Source organism: Williamsia serinedens, from assembly GCF_024171725.1.
Taxonomy (GTDB): domain Bacteria; phylum Actinomycetota; class Actinomycetes; order Mycobacteriales; family Mycobacteriaceae; genus Williamsia_A; species Williamsia_A serinedens.
Window position 1 is genome coordinate 506,943 of sequence record NZ_JAMTCG010000002.1, and the last position, 21,783, is coordinate 528,725.

General features: G+C 69.5%; 21 protein-coding genes. 12 read left to right on the plus strand and 9 right to left on the minus strand.

Features of this window, described 5'->3' with window-relative positions; genetic code table 11:
* Positions 1–6 precede the first annotated feature (6 nt).
* The 3 genes from LX12_RS05890 to LX12_RS05900 are packed head-to-tail and all read right to left on the minus strand — an operon-like array spanning position 7 to position 2,537.
* On the minus strand, positions 7–849 hold the full coding sequence (locus tag LX12_RS05890; RefSeq protein ID WP_253653881.1) for a DUF1206 domain-containing protein: 843 nt from the start codon (positions 847–849) through the stop codon (positions 7–9).
* A 1-nt stretch (position 850) separates the two neighbouring features.
* On the minus strand, positions 851–1,948 hold the full coding sequence (locus LX12_RS05895; protein WP_253653586.1) for an inositol-3-phosphate synthase: 1,098 nt from the start codon (positions 1,946–1,948) through the stop codon (positions 851–853).
* Positions 1,941–2,537 (minus strand): PadR family transcriptional regulator, encoded by a 597-nt coding sequence (locus tag LX12_RS05900; protein WP_253653587.1) that lies wholly within the window; start codon positions 2,535–2,537, stop codon positions 1,941–1,943. Before LX12_RS05900 ends, LX12_RS05895 begins: the two co-directional genes overlap by 8 nt.
* 221 nt (positions 2,538–2,758) lie before the next feature.
* Here LX12_RS05900 and LX12_RS05905 point away from each other — a divergent pair, with 221 nt between their 5' ends.
* From LX12_RS05905 to LX12_RS05915, 3 genes are read left to right on the plus strand one after another with little or no spacing between them, the layout of a single operon-like run.
* Positions 2,759–3,163, plus strand: coding sequence for a DUF5318 family protein (locus LX12_RS05905; RefSeq protein WP_253653882.1), 405 nt, complete (start codon positions 2,759–2,761; stop codon positions 3,161–3,163).
* Between the two features lie 45 nt (positions 3,164–3,208).
* The gene (locus tag LX12_RS05910) at positions 3,209–5,371 is read left to right on the plus strand and encodes a transglycosylase domain-containing protein (protein ID WP_253653588.1); all 2,163 of its coding nucleotides are present in this window, start codon (positions 3,209–3,211) and stop codon (positions 5,369–5,371) included.
* Between the two features lie 10 nt (positions 5,372–5,381).
* The gene (locus tag LX12_RS05915) at positions 5,382–6,953 is read left to right on the plus strand and encodes a glycosyltransferase family 87 protein (protein ID WP_253653589.1); all 1,572 of its coding nucleotides are present in this window, start codon (positions 5,382–5,384) and stop codon (positions 6,951–6,953) included.
* Here LX12_RS05915 and LX12_RS05920 read toward each other — a convergent pair.
* Together LX12_RS05920 and LX12_RS05925 are read right to left on the minus strand one after the other, a co-directional pair.
* Complete coding sequence (locus LX12_RS05920; RefSeq protein WP_253653590.1) at positions 6,842–8,368, minus strand: glycosyltransferase family protein; 1,527 nt, start codon at positions 8,366–8,368, stop codon at positions 6,842–6,844. The genes LX12_RS05915 and LX12_RS05920 overlap by 112 nt on opposite strands.
* Before the next feature lie 10 nt (positions 8,369–8,378).
* Positions 8,379–10,388, minus strand: coding sequence for a DUF7064 domain-containing protein (locus LX12_RS05925; RefSeq protein WP_253653591.1), 2,010 nt, complete (start codon positions 10,386–10,388; stop codon positions 8,379–8,381).
* A gap of 160 nt (positions 10,389–10,548) precedes the next feature.
* Between LX12_RS05925 and rpsF the strand changes: the two genes are divergently transcribed.
* From rpsF to rplI, 4 genes are all read left to right on the plus strand, one after another.
* Positions 10,549–10,836, plus strand: coding sequence for a 30S ribosomal protein S6 (gene rpsF / locus LX12_RS05930; RefSeq protein ID WP_253653592.1), 288 nt, complete (start codon positions 10,549–10,551; stop codon positions 10,834–10,836).
* Between the two features lie 140 nt (positions 10,837–10,976).
* Positions 10,977–11,489: a single-stranded DNA-binding protein gene (locus tag LX12_RS05935; protein ID WP_253653593.1), complete on the plus strand. Its 513-nt coding sequence runs from the start codon at positions 10,977–10,979 to the stop codon at positions 11,487–11,489.
* 62 nt (positions 11,490–11,551) lie between these two features.
* Positions 11,552–11,818, plus strand: a complete 267-nt coding sequence (gene rpsR, locus LX12_RS05940; protein ID WP_253653594.1) for a 30S ribosomal protein S18 — start codon at positions 11,552–11,554, stop codon at positions 11,816–11,818.
* 17 nt (positions 11,819–11,835) lie between these two features.
* Positions 11,836–12,291, plus strand: a complete 456-nt coding sequence (gene rplI, locus LX12_RS05945; protein WP_253653595.1) for a 50S ribosomal protein L9 — start codon at positions 11,836–11,838, stop codon at positions 12,289–12,291.
* A 66-nt stretch (positions 12,292–12,357) separates the two neighbouring features.
* Here the strand turns inward: rplI and LX12_RS05950 are convergent, their stop codons facing one another.
* Together LX12_RS05950 and LX12_RS05955 are read right to left on the minus strand one after the other, a co-directional pair.
* The gene (locus tag LX12_RS05950) at positions 12,358–13,407 is read right to left on the minus strand and encodes a DUF3089 domain-containing protein (protein WP_253653596.1); all 1,050 of its coding nucleotides are present in this window, start codon (positions 13,405–13,407) and stop codon (positions 12,358–12,360) included.
* A gap of 10 nt (positions 13,408–13,417) precedes the next feature.
* The gene (locus LX12_RS05955; RefSeq protein ID WP_253653597.1) at positions 13,418–13,921 is read right to left on the minus strand and encodes a hypothetical protein; all 504 of its coding nucleotides are present in this window, start codon (positions 13,919–13,921) and stop codon (positions 13,418–13,420) included.
* 588 nt (positions 13,922–14,509) lie between these two features.
* Here LX12_RS05955 and dnaB point away from each other — a divergent pair.
* The gene (gene dnaB, locus LX12_RS05960; RefSeq protein WP_253653598.1) at positions 14,510–16,717 is read left to right on the plus strand and encodes a replicative DNA helicase; all 2,208 of its coding nucleotides are present in this window, start codon (positions 14,510–14,512) and stop codon (positions 16,715–16,717) included.
* Positions 16,718–16,720: 3 nt separating this feature from the next.
* Here the strand turns inward: dnaB and LX12_RS05965 are convergent, their stop codons facing one another.
* Complete coding sequence (locus LX12_RS05965) at positions 16,721–18,070, minus strand: lipase family protein (protein ID WP_372504944.1); 1,350 nt, start codon at positions 18,068–18,070, stop codon at positions 16,721–16,723.
* 87 nt (positions 18,071–18,157) lie between these two features.
* Positions 18,158–18,523, minus strand: coding sequence for a DoxX family protein (locus LX12_RS05970; protein WP_253653600.1), 366 nt, complete (start codon positions 18,521–18,523; stop codon positions 18,158–18,160).
* Between the two features lie 105 nt (positions 18,524–18,628).
* On the opposite strand from LX12_RS05970, the gene LX12_RS05975 reads away from it, so the two are divergent.
* The 4 genes from LX12_RS05975 to LX12_RS05990 all read left to right on the plus strand — a co-directional run bounded on the left by LX12_RS05975 (position 18,629) and on the right by LX12_RS05990 (position 21,725).
* On the plus strand, positions 18,629–19,093 hold the full coding sequence (locus LX12_RS05975) for a MarR family winged helix-turn-helix transcriptional regulator (RefSeq protein ID WP_253653601.1): 465 nt from the start codon (positions 18,629–18,631) through the stop codon (positions 19,091–19,093).
* Positions 19,094–19,159: 66 nt separating this feature from the next.
* On the plus strand, positions 19,160–20,083 hold the full coding sequence (locus tag LX12_RS05980; RefSeq protein WP_253653602.1) for an oxygenase MpaB family protein: 924 nt from the start codon (positions 19,160–19,162) through the stop codon (positions 20,081–20,083).
* Between the two features lie 9 nt (positions 20,084–20,092).
* On the plus strand, positions 20,093–20,707 hold the full coding sequence (locus LX12_RS05985) for a TetR/AcrR family transcriptional regulator (protein WP_253653603.1): 615 nt from the start codon (positions 20,093–20,095) through the stop codon (positions 20,705–20,707).
* Between the two features lie 67 nt (positions 20,708–20,774).
* Entirely contained in the window at positions 20,775–21,725 is a 951-nt protein-coding gene (locus LX12_RS05990; protein ID WP_253653604.1) for an NADP-dependent oxidoreductase, read from the plus strand.
* Positions 21,726–21,783: the final 58 nt, after the last annotated feature.

The window sequence follows — 21,783 nt, forward strand, 5'->3', positions numbered from 1 at the left end:
CGCGCCTCACATGCGCGCCCAGCGCGCCATGACGAACGCGTAGACGCCGTAGGCCGCGAGCCCGATCGCTGCGATCACCAGCAGCGTCGGGCCCGCGGGCCACGAGCCGAGCGTCTTCACCGCGCCGTCGAGGCCGGTCGCCTTGGACGGGTCGGCGCGCAGGACGGCGACGACCAGCAGGATCCCGGCGACGGCGAGCACCAGGCCCTTGGCCACGTACCCGACGACGCCCGCGACGACGACCACGGGTTGGTGGGTGATCGTGAGATCGTCCATGAAGGCGCGCGAGGCGCCTTTGTACACGTGGTAGCCGCCGACGCACACCACGGTGACCGCCACGACGATCAGCAGCAGCGTCCCCACCGTGGAGGACATCAGCCGCGCACTCATCCCGGCGTTCTGGCTGCCGCTCGACGAGTGGTCGCCCAGCGCGAAGCGCGCTGCGGTCCACGCGAACGCGAAGTAGATGACGGCCAGGCTCAGGGCCTTGCCGCGGTCGAGCCACGCCGACGGACCGCGGTCACCGTCGTCCGGCTCGGTGGCGTGCACGCCGATCGCGGTCTCGGCGAGGCGCCACAACGCCATCGCCACGAACGCGGCCGCCGCGAGCACCAGCGCGATGGTGCCGCCGGTGGTCGCCGAGACGGCGGCCAGTGCACCCGACTGGTCGGCGTTGCCGCCGTCGCCGATCGCGATCCGTATCACCACGTAGGCGATGAGCAGGTGCACGATCCCGCTGACGACGTGGCCGGCGCGGGCGGCGCCCTCGAACCACGGCTCGTCGGTCGCGCGGTCGACGAAGGCCCGCCACCTCCGTAGAGGTGACGGGCCCTGGTCGTGTGGCGTCAGATCAGGAGTCCGCGCCGATGATGAACGCCTCGAGCTGCTGACGCGCGGTGTCGTCGGCGATCTGCTCCGGCGGGCTCTTCATCAGGTACGCCGACGCCGGGAGGATCGGGCCACCGAGGCCGCGGTCCTTGGCGATCTTCGCGGCGCGCACGGCGTCGATGATGATGCCGGCCGAGTTCGGCGAGTCCCAGACCTCGAGCTTGTACTCCAGGTTCAGCGGCACGTCGCCGAAGGCGCGACCCTCGAGGCGGACGTAGGCCCACTTGCGGTCGTCGAGCCACTCGACGTGGTCCGACGGGCCGATGTGGACGTTCTTGTCCTCGATCTTGCCGGCCAGCGAACCGGTGAGGTTCGAGGTGACGGCCTGGGTCTTCGAGACCTTCTTCGACTCCAGACGCTCGCGCTCGAGCATGTTCTTGAAGTCCATGTTGCCGCCGACGTTCAGCTGGTACGTGCGGTCCAGCGCAACGCCACGGTCCTCGAACAGCTTCGCCATCACGCGGTGGGTGATGGTGGCACCGACCTGGCTCTTGATGTCGTCGCCGACGATCGGGACACCGGCCGCGCGGAACTTCTCGGCCCACTCGGGGTCGGAGGCGATGAAGACCGGCAGAGCGTTGACGAACGCGACACCCGCGTCGATGGCGCACTGCGCGTAGAACTTGTCGGCCTGCTCCGAGCCGACGGGCAGGTACGAGACGAGGACGTCGACCTGCGCGTCCTTCAGCGTCTGCACGACGTCGCCGCCGTCGCCGTCGGCCTCGGTGATGGTCTGGCGGTAGTACTTGCCGAGGCCGTCGAGGGTGTGGCCGCGCTGCACGGTCACGCCGGTCGGCGGGACGTCGGCGATCTTGATGGTGTTGTTCTCCGACGCGAAGATCGCCTCGGACAGGTCGAACCCGACCTTCTTGGCGTCCACGTCGAACGCGGCGACGAACTCGACGTCGCGCACGTGGTAGTCGCCGAACTTGACGTGCATGAGGCCGGGGACGACCGCATTCTCGTCGGCGTCCTTGTAGTACTGCACGCCCTGTACCAGGGATGAGGCGCAGTTGCCCACGCCCACAATCGCCACGCGGACGGACTTGGTGTCACCCATGGTCGGGCTCTCCTTCTTTCTGTTGCGAAACTGCCGTTGTGTCGGGTTCGAGGACCGGGCCGTCGGGTTCGGCCGCGGACTCGGCGGCGATGAGCTCGTTGAGCCACCGCACCTCGCGCTCGCTCGATTCGAGGCTGAGCTGGTGGAGCTGGCGGGTGTACCGGTCGACCGCGCGTGTCGAGCGCCCGACCGCCTCCCGCAGACCCTCGCGCCGCTCCTCCACCTGACGACGACGGCCCTCGAGGATGCGCATCCGCGCCTCCGCCGGCGTGCGGCTGAAGAACGCGAGGTGCACCCCGAACCCGTCGTCGGTGTAGTTCTGCGGACCGGTGTCGGCGACGAGCTCGGCGAACCGCTCCCGTCCCGCGGGGGTCAATTTGTACACACGCCGTGCCCGCCGCTTGAGCGTCCCCTGCGGACCGGCGTCCTCGACGATGAGGCCGTCGGACTGCATCCGACGCAGCGTCGGGTACAGCGAGCCGTAGGAGAAGGCACGGAACGCGCCGAGCAGTCCGGTGAGGCGCTTGCGCAGCTCATAGCCGTGCATCGGTGCCTCCAGGAGGAGACCGAGCACTGCCAATTCGAGCACTGGACGAACCCCTCTTCCTGACCTGTCGGACGAACGTGTACCGCTGATGCTACACACACATGTATCGCGCCGATATAACCGGTACAGGAAACCGGACATGAACCACGTCTTGCCGGGGAACGGTCGTGACATGGCCGACAGGTGCCCCGTGGTCTGTGTCGGCGGGTGCACGGACGACCGTTCGGCGCTCGTGCGGGCCACGTACTCTTGTCCTCGTGCTGGTGCAGAGGCAGACGGTGGACTACGCGTTGCAGCGCCGGTCCCTGCTGTCCGAGGTCGACGCGGGTCGGACGGCTGTCGGGGCGGTGTGCGACGCGGACCGATACCTCCTGCGCGCCGCGGCCTTCCACGGCCGGCCCAGCGACGTGATCTGCCCGATCTGCCGCAAGGAACAGCTCACGCTGGTGTCGTGGGTGTTCGGCGACCGCCTCGGTACGGTGAACGGCTCCGCCCGGTCCGTCGACGAGATCACGCGGCTCGCCGCCGACAGCGAGGAGTTCACCGTCCACGTCGTGGAGGTGTGCCGGAGCTGTCGCTGGAACCATCTGGTCCAGTCGTTCGTCGCAGGACGGGTGCCCCGACCGCGGCAGCGACGATCACGTCGCGCCGCGGGCAGTGCAGACTGACCGACGGACCTCGGGGTCCGACGACGAGAACGGTGTGGGTGAACGGTGAGCAACGGAACTGGTGCGCGCGCGACGCAGGACACGAAGCGGTCGCGTCTGAACGTGGTGGCGTGGATCGTCGGCGTGCTGGGCTGTCTGGTGCCGCTGGCGGTCGTCGTGATGGCCGTGGTGTTCCTGTTCACCTACCTGGGCGCCTCGGTGCCCGGCCCGGACGCCATCAAGCAGAACCAGGTCGCGACGATCCTCGACTCGCGCGGCGGTGAGATCGCGCGGATCGTGCCGCCCGAGGGCAACCGCACCGACGTCTCCATCGACAAGATCCCGAAGGCGATGCAGGACGCGGTGATCGCCGCCGAGGACCGCGAGTTCCGGACGAACGCCGGCTTCTCGGTGTCGGGTCTGGCGCGTGCGGCTCTGGGTCAGCTCACCAACAACGCCGACGCCGGCGGCGGTTCGACGATCACCCAGCAGTACGTGAAGAACGCGCTGGTCGGCGACGAGCGCAGCTACACCCGCAAGTTCAAGGAACTGGCGATCGCGACCAAGATGTCGAACGAGTGGTCCAAGGACGACATCATGGCCGCCTACCTGAACACGATCTACTTCGGTCGGGGCGCCTACGGCGTCTCCGCCGCGGCGAAGGCCTACTTCAACAAGGACATCACCCAGATCACCGTGCCCGAGGCGGCGGTGCTCGCCTCGTCGATCCGGTCGCCGTCCTACTACGACCCGGCGACGAATCCCGCGGCGGCGCAGGAGCGCTGGCGCTACGTCCTCGACGGCATGGTCACCATCGGCGCGCTGACGCCGCAGGACGAGGCGTCCCTGAAGTACCCGCGGGTCGCCGCGCCGCGGGACACCTCGGGCAACGTGACGAGCGGCCCGAACGGTCTGATCAAGCAGCAGGTGCTCGCGGAACTGAACTCGCTGAACATCTCCGAGCAGGACGTGCAGACCGAGGGTCTGAAGATCACCACCACGATCGACCCGCAGGTGCAGCGCTCGGTCGTCTCCGCCGCCAACGGGCAGTTGGAGGGCGAACCGAAGAACATCCGCGACGCGGTCGTGTCGATCGACCCGGGCACCGGCGCGGTGCGCGGGTACTTCGGCGGCAACGACGGCCAGGGCTTCGACTACGCCCAGGCCGGCCTGCAGACGGGGTCGTCGTTCAAGGTGTTCGCCCTCGTCGCCGCTCTCGAGCAGGGCATCCCGCTGTCGAAGGTGTACAGCTCGTCGGCGTTCACCGCCCCCGGTGGCAACACCGTGACGAACTCCGACGGCGAGAGCTGCGGGTCGTGCAATCTCGCCACCGCGCTCAAGCTCTCGCTCAACACCGTCTACTACCGGCTGATGCTGGACCTCGACGGTCAGGCGAAGGCCGTCGCCGACGCGGCGCATCAGGCCGGGATCGCCCAGAGCTTCGGCGACATCAAGGAGACGCTCACCAACGCCGACGGCAGCGGCGTCGAGGGTGGTGTCGTCCTCGGCCAGTACCAGTCCCGCGTGATCGACATGGCATCGGCCTACGCGACCCTGGCCAACCAGGGCGTCTACCACGCACCGCATTTCGTGCAGAAGGTCGAGACCTCCGACGGCACGGTGCTCTACGAACGCAAGTCCGACGCCGGTGAGCGTCGGTTCTCCGCCGCGGTCGCGAACAACGTGACCTCCGCGATGGAGCCCATCGCCGCGTACTCCCGCGGGCATGCGCTCGACGGGGGCAGCCGACCGTCGGCCGCGAAGACCGGCACCACCCAGCTCGGCGACACCGGCCAGAACAAGGACGCCTGGATGGTCGGGTACACCCCGCAGCTGTCGACGGCCGTGTGGGTCGGCACCGATGCCGGTGTGGCGCTGAAGAACTACACCGGGTCGATCGTCTACGGGTCCGGCCTGCCGTCGGACATCTGGCAGGCGGCGATGGACGGTGCGCTCGACGGGCAGCCGATCGAGCAGTTCCCCGAGCCGGCCGCCATCGGCGGCGTCGCGGGCGTGCCGTACGAGGCGCCCGAGACCACCGAGGCCCCGACACGCACGCGGCGCAACGAGGAGACCACGGAGGCGCCGTCGCCCACGACGACGTTCGCGCCGCCGTCGGCGACGCTCGCGCCCGGCGTGACCATCCCGCTGCCCGGCCCGCCGACGGAGACCGTCGTGACACCCACGCCGGAAGCGAACGGGAACGACCCGTTCCAGAACGGCGGCTGAGGCGCCGGGGGTGGCCGAGGACTGGGAGTCCCCGACGCGGTTCGCGCCGGATCCCCGCGTCGCCGACGACCGCGTCCTGCCGAGTCACGCCGACCCGGTCGCCCGCGAGGGATCCATCGCCATCGGTGGTCCGGTCGGCTTGCACGCGGTCGTCGGTCGCGCCCGGTACTGGACGCCCCTGCGGGTGATCCTCCTGCTCGCCCTGGTGGTCCTGGCTCTGGGCTGGTACGGCAAGGCGGGGTGTCTGCAGCAGGCGCCGAACCCCGACACCGGTGTGCAGCAACTGGACTGGAGCAACCACCGGCAGTACATCGCGCTGTGCTACTCCGACACCGTTCCGCTGTACACCGCCGAGCGGTTGAACACCGGCGCACTGCCCTACAAGGTGTCCTGGACGGAGACGAAGCCCGACGGCAGCCCCCAGGTCCGCCACATGGAGTACCCGGTCCTCACCGGGATGTACATGTATGGCGCCGCGCAGGTCACCGCGGGATGGCAGTGGCTGCACGACCACTGGGGATTCCCGTCGGCGATCGACGTCGTCGTCTTCTTCGTGGTCTGTGCGCTCGGCCTCGCCCTGTTCTGGCTGGTCACGATCTGGGCGACCGCCCTCGTCGCCGGCGCGCGCGTGTGGTCGGCGGCCATCGCCGCCGTCTCGCCGCTGGTGATCGTGCACGCCTTCACCAACTTCGACGCGATCGCGACCGCGTTCCTGGCCCTGGCCATGCTCGCGTGGGCGCGCCGCAACCCCTGGGCGGCAGGTGTGCTCGTCGGTCTCGGCGCCGCGGCCAAGCTGTACCCGGCGCTGTTCCTCATCCCGCTCGCCGTGCTGTGCCTGCGTGCGGGCAAGGTACGCGAGTTCACGGTCACCGCGGCGTCGGCCGTCGCGGCGTGGCTCGTGGTGAACCTGCCGATCATGGTGCTGTTCCCGAGCGGCTGGTGGGAGTTCTTCCGTTACAACTCCTCCCGCGGCACCGACCCGGACACGTGGTTCACGGTGGTCAGCCGGGTGTCCGGCTATGACTGGGGTGCCGACGCGAACGGTCGGTCCGCGCTGGTGAACGCCCTGTTCGTAGGGTTGTTCGCGGTGGTGTGCGTCGCGGTGGTGGCCATCGGCCTGACAGCCCCGACCCGTCCGCGTGTCGCGCAGTTGCTGTTCCTGGTGCTCGCCGGCTTCCTGTTGGTGAACAAGGTGTGGAGTCCGCAGTACTCGCTCTGGCTCGTGCCCGTCGCCGTGCTCGCGGTGCCGCGGTTCCGAGTCCTGCTGGCCTGGATGGTGATCGACGCGGCGGTGTGGATACCACGCATGGGTCTGTATCTGCCAGCCGACGTGAAATGGCTACCGGAACAGTGGTTCACCGGCGCGGTCGTGCTGCGCTTCGTGGCCGTGCTCGGCCTCTGCGCCGTCGTGATCTGGGAGATCTACCATCCGCGACGCGATCTCGTGCGCGTCGGCGTGGGCGGTCGGCTCTACGACGACCCCGCCGGCGGGGTGCTGGATGGTGCCGCCGACGCGGTACGGCCTCCCCGGAACCCGTCGTCGCCCGCACCGGACGACGCGGTCGCGACCGCCGTCGGATAGTCGCGAGGCGGTGCACCGTCGTCACCGGTCGCCCGTTCCCACCGCGCGGGCGCCCGTACGAACGCCACGAGCAGGATGGCGAGCACCAGTGCGTGGGACCACACGCCGATGTTGACGCCGGTCATCACCCACCACTTCATCGGCTGGCCCGAGGTGTAGATGCCGAACAGTCGGAAGATGGTGAGGTCCAACGCGAGATCGCCGACGAGGTAGATCGCGATGAGTTGCCAGCGCACCCGGAGCAGGACGAAGAACGGCAGGATCCACAGCGTGTACTGCGGCGAGTGCACCTTGTGGAACAGCATGAAACCGGCCAGCATCGCCGCGCTCACACCGATCCACGGGAACACGCGCCCGGACCGCCACGCACGGACCCCGAGCGCGATCACCACCGCGAACGACAGCAGGATCAGGGTCGGTGAGGCCACGCCGACGATCGAGTTGTAGGTCGGTGTCATGCCGCCGGTGAGGTGTCGCAGGCCCCAGTACCAGATCGAGTTGGTGTCGACCTCGGCCTTTCGGCGCCCCTGGAACGTCAGCGACGCCTTCCACCCGTCGAACCCGGCGATCATGAACGGCAGCTGGATGGCCACGACGGTCACGATCGCGGCTCCGAGAACCCAGGCCGCCCCGACGACGTCGATCCCGCGTCGCACCGCCGACACCGACATCAGGTCGACGCGGCGCAGGCCGCGGGTCGCGACGTAGATCGCGAGCGGCAGCACGAACAGCCCGGGATAGAGCTTGAGGCAGAACCCGACGGCCAGGATCACCGCGGCCAGGGAACCGCTGACGCGCAACGGTATCCGGGGTCTGCCGGTGCGGTCGGAGACGGACTCGCCGTACACCATGAGGGCGACCGCGCCGACGGCGGTCGCGACGACGGGCAGCTCCCAGTTGTGGAAGGCGTAGAGGATCAGCGGCGGCGTCGCGGCCCACAGCAGCGCCCACCACCGGACGAGCAGCCCCAGCAGGACGGTGACGAGGATCCCGAAGGGCGCCAACAGGATCGCGGAGTGCACGAAGAACTGGGTGTCGGTGTGGGCACCGATCGCACCCAGGTACATGAGCACACCCGACAGGACCGGGTACTCGACCGCCCCGCCGTAGAGCACGCCGTCGGGTCGGATGCCACCGTGGATGAACGGGAAGACGTGGTTGTTGATGTCGCGCCCGATCCACAGGAACTGCAGGTCGGAGTAGCACGGCATGAGGAGTTCGTGCTTGCCGACCGGCCAGTGCGCACTGCGTCCCGACATGTCGTAGGGCGGGCCACCGCAGTCGAGCTTGCCCAGGAAGCCGAGCGTCATGAACGCGAGGGTGAACAGCAGCAGGACCAGCATGAGCACGGTGGTCTCGCCGCGCAGGGCGTGCCGACGCAGCCGTCGACGATCGGCGACGGACACGGTGGACATGGCCTACAGGTTAGGGGGAGTCCCTGGGAGGACGCGCAGGCCCCGCGACGGCGTGATCGCCGTCGAGCGGGCGGGCCTCGGTCTCGACCCATCCCACACCCCGGCGCCCGTCGTTGCGGGTGAAGGTGCCCCAGGAGCGTCGGATGACCTCGTCCGGTCGGCCCGGGCCACCGGGGCGGGCGACGTCGGCGTGACATGTCGGGGTGAAGGTCACGGTGTGCGCGCCCGGCTCCACCGCGAAGCTCAGGGTGCGGTCACGGTCGTCCGGGTCGCCGTGGTCCAGCACGCGGCAGACGTCGACCAGCACCGGCGCGGTCGTCGCGCCCTGGAGATGCCCGAGGGACACCGGAGCGATACCGGGGATGCGGACGTCGAGCCCGTTCATCTCGCTGTCGTCGTCGAAATGGGCGACGAAGGCGGTCCACCGCATGTCCCACCAGTCGGTGCCGGCCCAGGAGTGGTCCCGGTACCCGGGGGCGTCGACGGCGATCCGCCGCTCGGCCGGCCCGAGACCCGAGAGCGTGATGGTCCCCGTCACGACCGACGGCACGAGCAGCAGCGGGCTGCCGCCGTAGAGCGCCGGGTCGGCGCAGGCGTACCAGTGCAGGTCCAGGACTATCCCCACGTCGTCGCCGCCGGCCTCACCGCGCCCGCTCAGTCGCAGGTGCACGTGCCGCAGAGGGTCCACGACGGTGTGCTGCATGCGCATTCCGGGCATGGTCACCGACAGGTTCTCGTCGATGTCAGGGGTGGGTGTCGCCACCGTGATCTGCGGCAGGTCGGGCCCGGTGATCGACACCGTCACGTACGCACCCTCCGTCAGGGCCGAGTGCCTGCCGAAACGGACCCACACGCCCACCTCGGCGGTGGTGTCGGCAACCGCCAGCGTCCACTCCTCGCTGAGACCGTCTCCCACCGAGTCGGGGTGGGCGAACTCGTCGGCGAGCGCCACCGGGCGGGAAGGGCGCCCCGGCGCCGGGGTGACGAGGGGACGCCCGAGGTCCTCGAGGAACGTGCACACCCGGGCGAACATGGTCAGCCAGAGGTCGGTGATCGACCGTCCCGGACCGGCCTTCTCCGGCGCCTCCCAGCCCGGCGTCTCGACCGCGCACCGGATGACCTGGACGAGCACGAGGAAGGCGTGGTCGTGGATCTCCCGCCGCAACGCCCCGATCGCCTCGCCGTCGACCGGCCCGCCCAACCCGACGAGGTAACGGTGGAGCAGTTCGTCGTAGCTCCGTCGGCGGACCTCGGGCGGCAGCGACATCGACAGGAACGACGCCAGGTCGACCACGCGAGGTCCCCACGTGACGTGGCTCCAGTTCGTCACGACAACCGGTCTCGCCGCACCATGTCGTCCGACGACGAGGTTCCCGTAGCGGAAGTCGCCGTGCACGATCCCTGCGCGCGCGCCCAGCCGGGCGGCGTGGTCGGTGAGGGTCCCGATCGATGCGACCACCTGGTTGGCCAGCGTCAGATGGACCGGATCGATCCGTTCGCCGTACTGCTCGACGAACCGGACATAGTCGTCGCCGAGGCCGTCGTGGTCGGGGACGGGGAGGGGGTCGACCCAGTCCGGACGGGGGCCGCGCCAGTCGACCGCGCGGTGGACGGTCGCCAGCGCCGCCATCGCGAGGAACGACGTCGGGTAGGTCGGCCCGACGACGTCGTCGCCGTAATGGGACGGACCCGGGTCGTCGAGCACCGTCCAGAACCGTCCGGTGCCCGGGTCGAGACAGGTCGCACGGCAGGTGGCGACGGGCAGCTCGAGTCCCGTCGAGCCGGCGTAGAAGCGGTGCTGCCGCTCGAGCGGGAGCAGCGAACCCGTCCACCCGGGGTCGACGCACTTCACCACGACGGTCTCGACGTCGCCGTCGGGCCGGCGAACATGCAGGCGGGCGGCCTGGGTGATGCGTCCGCGGGTGACGCGCTCCAGCGACCAGCCGCGCGCGTCGGCGATGCCCAGGACATCGCGGACCCACGTCGCGTCGATGTCGTCGAAGGACCACCACCCGGCCACGAGGCGCGACGTTACCGGGCGGTGGCGCTGCTGTCGTCGCCGGTGATTTCGCTGGTCACGACCGGTTGCTGTACCGTGGGCGAGTTGCCGACGCAGGCGACCCTCCTGCCACGGACAGTCCGTGGCCGATTCTCAGTCCACAGGAGGTGATGGGATCCCCATGCGTCACTACGAATTGATGGTCATCCTCGACCCGAGTCTCGACGAGCGCACCGTGGCCCCGTCGTTGGACACGTTCCTGAACGTGGTCCGCAACGACGGCGGCAAGGTCGCGAAGGTCGACATCTGGGGCAAGCGCCGGCTGGCGTACGAGATCCAGAAGCACTCCGAGGCGATCTACGCCGTCATCGATCTCGATGCCGAGCCCAAGACCGTCACCGAGCTCGACCGTCAGCTGAAGCTGAACGAGTCGGTGCTGCGGACGAAGGTGCTGCGCTCGGGCAAGTGAGCCCACGGGTCGGGTGTCGGGACGGGTCTGCATGATCGTGGAACCGAATCGACGCCCGGCGGGTCGAATGAAGCGAGACTTCTCACCGACCCACCCTTGAACCCGCCCCACTCGCACCGAACCACCAAGGAGATCGATCCATGGCCGGCGACACCGTCATCACCGTCATCGGGAACCTCACGGCTGATCCGGAGCTGCGTTTCACGCCCTCCGGCGCGGCGGTCGCGAACTTCACCGTCGCGTCCACCCCGCGCACGTTCGACCGTCAGACCAACGAGTGGAAAGACGGCGAGGCGCTGTTCCTGCGCTGCAGCATCTGGCGGGAGGCCGCGGAGAACGTGGCCGAGAGCCTCACCAAGGGTGCGCGGGTGATCGTCTCCGGTCGCCTCAAGCAGCGTTCGTACGAGACCCGCGAGGGCGAGAAGCGTACGGTCGTCGAGCTCGAGTGCGACGAGATCGGCCCCTCGCTGCGGTATGCGACGGCCAAGGTCAACCGCGCCTCGCGCGGTGCCGGCGGCGGTGGCGGGAACTACGGCTCCGGAGGTGGCGGCGGTGCCCGCCAGTCCGGCGGCGGCGGTGCTGTCGACGACCCGTGGGGCAGCGCCCCCGCGAGCGGGTCGTTCGGCGGCAGCGACGACGAGCCCCCGTTCTGACACGACACATCTGAGGGTGCTCCGCGTGCGCGCGGACACCTGACATCCCAGGAGAACAACGAATGCCCAAGGCAAAGAGCAGCGGCGGCGGCCGGAAGGGCCGCGCCGAGAAGGTGGTCAAGGCCAAGGCCTGCACCTTCTGCAAGGAGAAGAACCTCGTCATCGACTACAAGGACACGTCGCTGCTGCGTCGTTTCCTGTCCGACCGCGGCAAGATCCGGTCGCGTCGCGTGACGGGCAACTGCGTCCAGCACCAGCGTGATGTCGCTGTGGCCGTCAAGAACTCGCGCGAGGTGGCGCTCCTGCCGTTCACCTCCACGGCGCGCTGAGCGGAAGGGATCACACCATGAAGCTCATCCTCACCGCCGAGGTCGAGAACCTCGGTGTCGCCGGCGACACCGTCGAGGTCAAGGACGGCTACGGCCGCAACCTGCTGCTGCCCCGCGGCCTGGCCATCCCGGCCACGCGCGGCGCGCAGAAGCAGGTCGACGGCATCCGCCGTGCCCAGGAAGCCCGCGCCGTGCGCGGCCTCGAGCACGCGAACGAACTGAAGCAGTCCCTCGAGGCGCTCGACGCGGTCACCCTGACCGTGAAGACCCATGACTCGGGCAAGCTGTTCGGTTCGGTCACCACCGGTGACGTCGCCGCGGCGATCAAGTCGGCCGGCGGACCCGCCGTCGACAAGCGCTCGGTGTCGCTGCCCAAGGGACACATCAAGTCCACGGGCACCTTCCCCGTCGAGATCACGCTCCACCCGGACGTGACCGCCTCGGTGCAGCTCTCGGTGGTCGCCGCGGCCTGACGGCCCGCTCGATCGCGTCCCCTCGGCCCCCGTCCGCATCGCGCGGTCGGGGGCCGAGGTGTCTGATCAGCGGTGCGCGAGATAGGTGCGTGCTTGGGCGCCCACGAGGTCGACGAGATCGTCCTGCGCGATGTTCACGTCCAGCAAATGCAGACCCCACGTGGCGTTCGGCAGTTGTGGGAGTGCCACGGCCGGAACGGGATCCCCACCACTCACCTGCAACACGTGCGGGCCCGCGCCCGTCGTGCAGCGCCCGTTGTACCCGGTGACGGGCCGCCCCGCGATCCGACTGCGCAGTGGGGCGGTGGCCGCGGATCCGAGGGCGGCCGGGTTCGTGCACGCCACGCTGTAGCCGTCGCCCGCCGGGAGGGGGCGCGACGGTGAGGACACCTCGGTGGGCACGACGCCGTAGCGGGTGTCCGCGGGCGGGGTGCGCCCAAACGTCGAATAGGCGACGACGCATCCCGTCTCGGCCCGCGCGGTGCAGAGCGGGGTGCGGGTGAAGTCGCCCCCGACGAGCGACCCGGAGCGGGTGAGGACGTTGCCGCCCAGCAGGATCGCCGACACGAGCCTGTCGTGGACGGGCGACGGCTCGATCTCCTCCCGCAGGAGCGTGCGCAGCATGAGCGTGCCCTGGGAGTGTCCCACCAGTACGACGCCACGGCCGCCGTTGTCGTGGGCGAGGTAGTCGCGCCAGGCGCTCAGCACATCGGTGTACGCCACGCGCAGGGCGGCGGTGCGGTCGGCGGTGGACCGGGCCGAGAACAGCCCACGCAGCGTGCTCTGCCGGTAGACGGGCGCCCAGACGCGGCACCGGGCCCCGAACGGCTCGGCCTGCTGGTTCGCGATCAGGCGTTCCTCCGGTCCGACCGACCGGGGTGCGTTCACGCCCGGTGCGAGGGACACGGTGGGGTAGACGTAGAAGCAGTCGACCGGCGCGTCCCCGCGCCCGCCGCACGGGTCCGCCGGCTGTCCCGGGCGACACAGCCACAGCGTCGACGACGGACTGGGACCAGCCGTTGCGACAGCAGGGATCCCGACGACGGCGAGGATGCCCGCGAGCACGGCCACGAGGGCGATGACGCGGTGGGTCGGGCGGGCTGGTCCTCGTCGCATGGGCGTCCTGTCAGTGGCCGGGTGAATCCTCGATCCTGTCCAGTAGACGACATCCACCGGGTGCCGTGGGCGACATCCGAACGGGGATCGCGATCACGTCGCCGGGACCGAGATCCACCGGGAGGTCCACGGTACGCTCGGCGCCACAGGCGACCAGCGTCGCGGGACGTCGATGGGTCACGGAGACGCGCCCGACGAGACGGGCCTCGTACCAGCACATCTCGTCACCGCAGACGCACACGGTCGACGACAGCCGTGTGCGACCGCACAGGACACGGCGTGCCTCCGGACCGGCTGTCACCCCCGACACGGTGAGCGCCACCACGCCGACGGGATCGCCTGCGGCAGGGCGGAACACGAGCGGCGTACCGAGGAGCCGCGCGGTGCGGGCGAGTGAGAGCCCCTGTACCGCAACGTCGTCGACGGTGGCGAGCGTCTCGGCCGGCCAGCGGGTCCGGTCCAGGGGGTCCGGGAGACTGCCGCGCAGGGTCGGCAGGATGTCGGTCAGTGTCACGACGACCGGTCTACCCGCGTGAGACTTCCGTTCCGTTGCCGTTGACGCCATTTCGACGGTCCGCCCACCCGTGCACACACGATCTCTACGCGACGCGCCGATGCGCTACCCTCGGCGGAGTCGGAAGACGGACGTACTGTTTCGACAGGTCGACCGCCCTGCCTCGCACCGTTCGGGTGGCCGTTCCCCGCCTCGTGGTCTCGTCGTCGGAGCCTGTTCACGGTGCCGTCATGTCCTGTCCGTTGCGACGGACGCGAACACGCCCGGCGGACCGTCTCACCGCGACACGCCGGGCAACCTGAGAAATCTTTTGTCCACCCCTTTACCGGCGCTTGACCAGCGCGGACGTGTGTACGGGACCCCGTCCATCCACAGGTGTGCACAGGTGGTGCACATGGAAGGCCCCATCGGTCCACAGGATGTGCACACATCCCTCCACACGCGCGGTTGGACGATCACACAACGCGCCCTAATGTCGTGACCCGTCGCCCGCGCCGTTCGCGGTGTCGGTGTCGACCGGTAGAACCGGTCGACGGGGCGAGGTGCCTCGAGCACAGACCGGGCAGGGTCGAGTCGGGAGGATCAGCTGTGGCTGTTGTGGATGAACGCGGTCATACGCCCCGTGACGAGCCGCCGTCGGAGGACTTCGGACGCCAGCCACCCCAGGATCTGCTCGCCGAACAGTCGGTGCTCGGCGGCATGATGCTGTCGAAGGACGCCATCGCCGACGTGCTCGAGGTGTTGCGGCCCGGCGACTTCTACCGGCCGGCGCACCAGGCCGTCTACGACGCCATCCTGGAGCTGTACGGCAAGGGCGAGCCCGCGGACGCCGTGACGGTCTCCGCCGAGCTCGAGCGGGCCGGTGAGCTCCGTCGGGTGGGCGGGGCGCCCTACCTCCACACACTGATCTCCACGGTGCCCACAGCGGCCAACGCGGGCTACTACGCCCAGATCGTCGCCGAGAAGGCCATCCTGCGGCGGCTGGTCGAGGCCGGGACCCGCATCGTCCAGTTCGGGTACGGCGGTGACGACGGCCAGGACGTCGCCGAGGTCGTCGACCGTGCCCAGGCCGAGGTGTACGAGGTCACCGAGCGCCGGACCGCCGAGGACTATGTCCCGTTGGAGGAGCTGCTCCAGCCGACGATGGACGAGATCGACTCCATCGCCTCGCGCGGTGGGCTGTCGCTCGGTGTGCCAACGGGATTCGCCGATCTCGACGCCGTCACCAACGGCCTGCACCCCGGTCAGATGATCATCGTCGCCGCGCGCCCCGGTGTCGGCAAGGCACTCGCGCTGGACACGCCGCTGCCCACGCCGACCGGGTGGACCACGATGGGCGAGGTGAAGGTGGGCGACCACCTGATCGACGCCCAGGGACGTCCCACCCGGGTGGTCGCCGCGACCGAGGTCATGACGGAGCGCCCCTGCTACGAGGTCGAGTTCTCCGACGGATCGGTGCTCGTCGCCGACGAGCAGCACCAGTGGCTCACCGAGACCGAACGGGGCGCCGCGGTCCAGACGACCGGACAGCTGCGGGGTCAGGTGGGCTCCGTCGGTGTCCGCAACGCCGAGCCGATCGATCTCCCGCGTCGCCGGTTCTGCTACGGCCCGTACACCGTCGCGGCGTTGGCGGGCATGGCGTTCGACGACCCGGAGATCGCGATGCGCATCGACGCCGAGGGTCCCGTCGACGTCATGGCCCTCATGTCCGACCTGGGCGGGCGAATCCCCTACGAGTACTTGCGCGGATCGGTCGCCCAACGACGGGCGCTGCTCGCGGGCCTGCTCGACGCGCGCGGGATCGTCGACGACGACGGCTGGATCACCGTCCCCGCCGCGACGCAGCACATGACGTCCGTCGTGGCGGATCTGGCGGCGGGACTCGGGTATTCGTACCGACGCGCCGCGACAGGCTGGGTACGGATCGATGCCGACGACGATGTGTTCACCGTGCACCACAAGGCGATCCGCCACAAGGAACTGCGACGCGCGTCGGGGGTCCGTCGGATCGTCGCGGTCCGTGCGATCGACAGCGTGCCGGTGCGGTGCGTCGAGGTCGACAACGCCGACCACCTCTACCTGGCCGGCGAGTCGATGATCCCGACGCACAACTCGACCCTGGCGATGGACTTCCTGCGCAGCTGCTCGATCGCCAACCAGCTGACGTCGGCGATGTTCTCCCTCGAGATGGGGAAGACCGAGATCGTCATGCGACTGCTCTCGGCGGAGGCGAACATCAAGCTCGCCGACATGCGGTCGGGTCGCATGAGCGACGACGACTGGACCCGCCTCGCCCGGCGGATGGGCGAGATCTCCGAGGCGCCGCTGTTCATCGACGACTCACCGAACCTGACGATGATGGAGATCCGCGCGAAGGCGCGCCGCCTCAAGCAGCGCCACGATCTCCGCCTCGTCGTCATCGACTACATGCAGCTGATGACGTCGGGCAAGAAGGTCGAGTCGCGCCAGCAGGAGGTCTCGGAGTTCTCCCGAAACCTCAAGCTGCTGGCCAAGGAGCTCGAGGTCCCGGTCGTGGCGATCAGCCAGCTGAACCGTGGTCCCGAGCAGCGCACCGACAAGAAGCCGCAGGTGTCCGACCTCCGTGAGTCGGGATCGCTGGAGCAGGACGCCGACATGGTCATCCTGTTGCACCGCCCCGACTCCATCGAGCGCGACGACCCCCGCGCCGGCGAGGCCGACATCATCCTCGGCAAGCACCGCAACGGCCCGACGGCCACCATCACCGTCGCCCACCAGCTCCACATGTCCCGCTTCCGGAACATGGCCAAGGGCTGACGGTCAGCGATCCAGCTCGGACAGCTTCCGTCGCGGGATCGGCCTGCCGGAGAACACCTTCGCGGAGATCGAGGCCAGGCGGACCACGCCGAGGTAGGTCGACGGGTTGAGCAGCGTGGGCCAGGCTGTGCGGCGTCGGCGCTCGTCGACAGGGCGCCCGTCCATGCGGTCACGCAGCCATCGAAGCGCGGTCGGCGCCGACATCGGGTGCATCAGCATGTGTTCGCTGAAGCGGTCGCGGTGGTAAGTCACGTCGGTGCCCGCGGCCGCATACGTGCGGGCGAGGGCGTCGATGTCGTCGACGGCGACGATGCGGTCGTTGCAGGCCTGCACCAGCAGGACCGGGACGGTCGGGGGCGACTGACCGAGCCGGAGTGAGTCGAACACGCGGCGCACCTCGGGAAGGGCGAGAACCTCGTCCAACGGGGTGTCGAGGAACGCGTCCATGTCGGTGAACATGAAGCGGACGACCGCCTCGACGGTCGTCATCGACTGCAGGCGCGCCAACTTGACCCGACCGCTCTCGGTCGCGTGCGCGTCGATGATGCGGTCGAGCTCGGGGTAGACATGCCGCAGCGCACTGACCACCAAGGCCGGCAGACCGGACCAGAAGGTGCCGTTGAGCCGGGTGTAGGTGTTGCCGAGATCGCCGACGGGTGAACCGAGTACGGCGCCGACGAGGTTCAGCTCCGGGGCGTGCGCGTCGTACATCTCCGCCGCCCAGGCGGTGGCGAGTCCACCGCCGGAGTAGCCCCACAGTCCCACCGGGGCGTCGGGTCGGAGACCGAGCGGCGCGAACGAGAGAGCCGCCCGGATCCCGTCGAGGGCGACGTATCCGGGCTCGAACGGAAGGCCCCACAGTCCCTTCGGGCCCTCATGGTCCGGGACGGACACCGCCCATCCCTCGGCGAGGAGCGCCGAGATGAGGAGGAACTCGAGCTGGGGCAGAGCACCGATGGCCTTCGCGCCGCGGCGCAACGCGTACGACGGGAAGCAGCGACCGGTCACGGCGTCGATCGCGCACTGGTACGACACGATCGGGGTGGGCCGGTCGTCGTCGGGATGATCGGGGACCAGCACCGTGGTCACCGCGACCATCGGATCCCCACGCAGATCCGTCGTGCGGTAGTTCAACTGCACCGCCCTGACCGGCTGGGGCACCAGGCCGAGGAACGCAAGCTGCACATCACGCGAGCGCAGGACCGTGCCGGGCGCCAGATCCTCGAACCCGTCGGTCGACGAGTAGAAGTCGTCGTCGCGCGGGAGTCGCGGGCGTCGGCCTGCGTGGGTCTCGTGCCGCGCCGCGAACGGGCGTTCCGGTGACGCGGGTGCGGCGGAGTCGTGTGGGCTGATGGGAGGGTCCTCTGTCGGATCTGACACGTCTGCGTGTCCGAGCACCCCGACGCTACCGGAGGGCAGCGCCGGGGTCGGTCCGCGGGATCAGGCGGCGGCGAGGACGATCACCGTCACGACGGCGAGGACGAGGGCGACGATCGACGGCACCGAACCACCGCGCGTCTCGGGGTCGGAGAAGTCGCCGTGGCGGACGTGGAAGATCACCGCGCCCGCGAACACGATCGCCAGCCCGATACCCGCGGCGATCCCCAGCGGATGCCACGCGATGCCGATCAGCAGGCCGATCGCGCCGGCGACCTCGGCGGCACCGATGAAGCGGACGAGGTTCGCGCTGAGACCACGGCCGGTGAGCATCTCCGTCGCGGGTCCCTTCAGCCCTGCCTTGGGTACACCGGCGAAGGCGGAGAACAGCGCCAACACGATGGCGAGGACGACGGCTGCGATGGTCATGGAAGACACCTTTCGACGAGTGCTTGCGCACGCAAGGACCTCAGCATGACATCTGGTGCTTGCTCACGCAAGTATCGTGGGAGCGGGGATCGAGAGGAGCGCGCGATGGGAAGAACGGGAGCAGACGGTGCGCGTCCGCTGGACGGCCGGGAGATCCGTGTGTGGAAGTCGTTCGCGCGCAGCCTGATCGTCGTCCCGCGGACGCTCGAGGCGGATCTGCTGGAGCACTCGTCCATGACCCTGGGCGAGTACCAGGTGATGGTGATGCTGTCGGAGGCACCCGACCACAGCTCCCGGATGAGTGAGCTGGCCAGTGATGTCGGCCTGTCGGCGAGCCGCATGACCCGGCTCATCGACGGGCTGCGTCGGCGCGGGTGGGTGGAGAAGAGGCGTGACGGTTGTGACCGTCGCGGCGCGATCGCGGTCTTGCGGCCCGACGGCCTCGCGGCGCTGGAGGAGGCCTATCCCGCCCACCTCGCCGCGGTCAGGCGGCACGTCATGGACCACCTCGGGAGCATGGATCTCGAGACCCTGGCCATCGCGCTGGAGGCCATGTCGGACGCGCGGTGACTTGCACTGTTGAGACGGATCTATATATTCGTCTCATCAGCGTGACGCGAACGGCAGGAGACGACGATGAGCATCGGGTTCGACGAGGGGATCCGTCAGGCCGAGCCGATGCCGGTCGACGACGCGGGGGCCGAGGCCGCGCCCAATCCGCTCGGGCCGTCGTCGCTGATCTGGAAGTTCTACGGCGATCGGCGTGCGGTCCTCAGCTTCCAGCGCGTCGCCGGCACCGAGAACTGCATCGAGCAGCTCGCGAAGGGGGTGGAGGACCACTCGGTCATCTTCAGCGACTTCGCGGGACGGGCGCGACGGACCGTGCCACCCATCATGAAGACGATCTACCGCGAGAATCCCGCCGTGTGGGGACGGAAGGTCCGCGACTTCCACCGGTCGATCAAGGGGACGGTCGACAGCGACGGCTCGCGCTACCACGCACTGAACCCGGAGTTGTTCTACTGGGCCCACGCGACATTCGTCGACCAGGTGCTGTTCACCACCGACACCTTCATCCGCCGGCTGTCCGAGGACGAGAAGGCGCAGATCTTCGAGGAGAGCAAGGCCTGGTACGCGCTGTACGGCGTCAGCGACCGGACACAACCCCAGACCTACGACGAGTTCCGCGCCTACTGGGACTCCATGCTCGACCGGTTCGTCGCGACCAGGACGATCACCTACGCGACCGGGTATCTCCGCAAAGGCGTGCCTCGGCCGAAGCAGGTGCCGGCGTGGGTGTGGCGGGTTCTCGGTCCGGTGGTCGACGCAGGGCTGCACGTCGTGGTTGTCGGAACGCTGCCGCAGCAGATGCGTGACGTGTGTGCGCTCGCGTGGACCGAGAAGGACGAACGTCGGTTCCAGCGTTTTGCGGCCACGATGCGTGCGCTGAACCCGGTCATCACCCGGCTGCCGATGCGGACCCTCTACGTGCCATGGGCCGTCGACGCGTGGTCACGTGTCGGCATCGACCCACGGCGGATCGCGAACCGTCCCGCGTAGTCTGCGCGCATGGCCCCCAGCGCCCGCCGCGCCGCACTGCGGACATCGGCGTCCCCCGCCGAGCAGGAGGCCGAGATCGTCGCCGCGGCCGAGGCCGAGTTCACCGCGGTGGGTGTCCGCAGGGCGAGCCTCGACGAGATCGCCCGCGTCGCGCGCGTCAGCCGCAGCACCCTCTACCGGCGCTTCCCCGGCAAGGAAGACCTGCTCGTCGCCGTGGTGCGTCGGATGTCGTTGCAGCTCACCAGAGATCTGCACGAGGCGACGCGGGGTCTCGGTCCCCGCGAGGCCGTCGTCGAGGCATTCGTGCTCGCGACGCGGGAGGTCCGCGGCAGCACACTCGCCAAACGGCTGCTCGTCGACGAGCCCGAGATGCTCGAACTCGTCGTCGGCAGTGCGGATCCCGATCCCGGGCCCTCGCTCATCGACACCGTCGGCACACTGATCGCGGGCACCCTCCGTCGCGCGGGGGCGACGATGCCCGACGACGATCTACGGGTGGCCGCCGATCTGGTCTTCCGTGTCCTGGTCTCGGTCTCCCGACGTGCCTCGGCAGCGGTCGACATCGACGACGAACCGGCGATCCGCGCGATGGCCACGACCTTCCTCGCGCCGATGGTGCACTGACGTCGGAACACACTCCCGCGCCGATGCGTTGGTGCATCCGTCCAGTCCAGAGGCGAGGGGGAGTGCGATGCGCGCGATCGGTTTCACCGATTTCGGCGGACCGGAGGTCCTGACCGTTCTCGACGTCCCGGAGCCCCGTGCCGAGGACGGCGACGTGAGGATCCGCGTCCAAGCGGCGGCGGTCAACCCGTCCGATCTGGTGACGCGGTCCGGCGGGGGCCGCGAGCGATGGACCGATGTGCGACCGCCCTACATCCCCGGCTGGGAGGCCGCGGGGGTCGTCGAGGAGGTGGGCCCGGACAGCGAGTTCACCGTCGGCGACGAGGTCTTCGCCATCACGCTCCCTGTCCTCGACGGTGGCGGTGCCTACCAGGACTCGATCGTCGTGCCGACTGCATCCGTGGTTCCGCGGCCCGCCGGCGTCGATGTGTTCGCGGCCTCGACCATCGCGATGAACGGGATGACGGCGCTGGTCGCTCTCACGCTCGCGGATCTCGACGACGGTGACACGCTGGCGGTCACCGGGTCGGCAGGAGCGTTGGGCGGGTATGTGATCCAGATCGCGGCGCACCGGGGCATCCGGGTGATCGCCGATGCGAAGGAGTCCGACGAGGAGCTCGTCCGTGGTCTCGGCGCAGCCGAGGTCGTGCGTCGCGGGGACGACGTCGCCGAGCGGTTCCGCGAGCTGGCCCCGAACGGTGTCGACGCCCTCATGGACGGCGCCGTCCAGGGCGACCTGGTGGTCCCCGCGCTTGCCGACGGAGGCCGGTACCTGGCTGTGCGGTGGGCGGGGATCGGCGGCGAGACAGAGGAATCCGACCGCATCGTGCGCCACGACGTGCGCGTCGCCGACCACGTCCGCGACGCCGGCGGACTCAGGGAGCTCGCGTCACTGGTCGACGAGGGCGTCCTCACGCCCCGCGTCGCCGATGTCCTGCCCGCGGAACAGGCCGAACAGGCCCACCGGCGTCTGGAGGCGGGCGGTCTGCGCGGTCGCCTGGTTCTCGACTTCCGCTGAGGTCACGAGGTGTGCCGGTTGTCCACAGGCAGAACCGCGGCCTCTGGTCGTTGTCGAT

Bases quoted from the DNA above. Each gene is read 5' to 3' on its own strand.
- LX12_RS05920 (WP_253653590.1), bottom strand. From the start codon at position 8,368: ATGTCCACCGTGTCCGTCGCCGATCGTCGACGGCTGCGTCGGCACGCC.
- LX12_RS05985 (WP_253653603.1), top strand. From the start codon at position 20,093: ATGGCCCCCAGCGCCCGCCGCGCCGCACTGCGGACATCGGCGTCCCCC.
- LX12_RS05970 (WP_253653600.1), bottom strand. From the start codon at position 18,523: ATGACCATCGCAGCCGTCGTCCTCGCCATCGTGTTGGCGCTGTTCTCC.
- rplI (WP_253653595.1), top strand. From the start codon at position 11,836: ATGAAGCTCATCCTCACCGCCGAGGTCGAGAACCTCGGTGTCGCCGGC.
- LX12_RS05895 (WP_253653586.1), bottom strand. From the start codon at position 1,948: ATGGGTGACACCAAGTCCGTCCGCGTGGCGATTGTGGGCGTGGGCAAC.
- LX12_RS05975 (WP_253653601.1), top strand. From the start codon at position 18,629: ATGGGAAGAACGGGAGCAGACGGTGCGCGTCCGCTGGACGGCCGGGAG.
- rpsF (WP_253653592.1), top strand. From the start codon at position 10,549: ATGCGTCACTACGAATTGATGGTCATCCTCGACCCGAGTCTCGACGAG.
- LX12_RS05990 (WP_253653604.1), top strand. From the start codon at position 20,775: ATGCGCGCGATCGGTTTCACCGATTTCGGCGGACCGGAGGTCCTGACC.
- rpsR (WP_253653594.1), top strand. From the start codon at position 11,552: ATGCCCAAGGCAAAGAGCAGCGGCGGCGGCCGGAAGGGCCGCGCCGAG.
- LX12_RS05935 (WP_253653593.1), top strand. From the start codon at position 10,977: ATGGCCGGCGACACCGTCATCACCGTCATCGGGAACCTCACGGCTGAT.
- LX12_RS05950 (WP_253653596.1), bottom strand. From the start codon at position 13,407: ATGCGACGAGGACCAGCCCGCCCGACCCACCGCGTCATCGCCCTCGTG.
- LX12_RS05980 (WP_253653602.1), top strand. From the start codon at position 19,160: ATGAGCATCGGGTTCGACGAGGGGATCCGTCAGGCCGAGCCGATGCCG.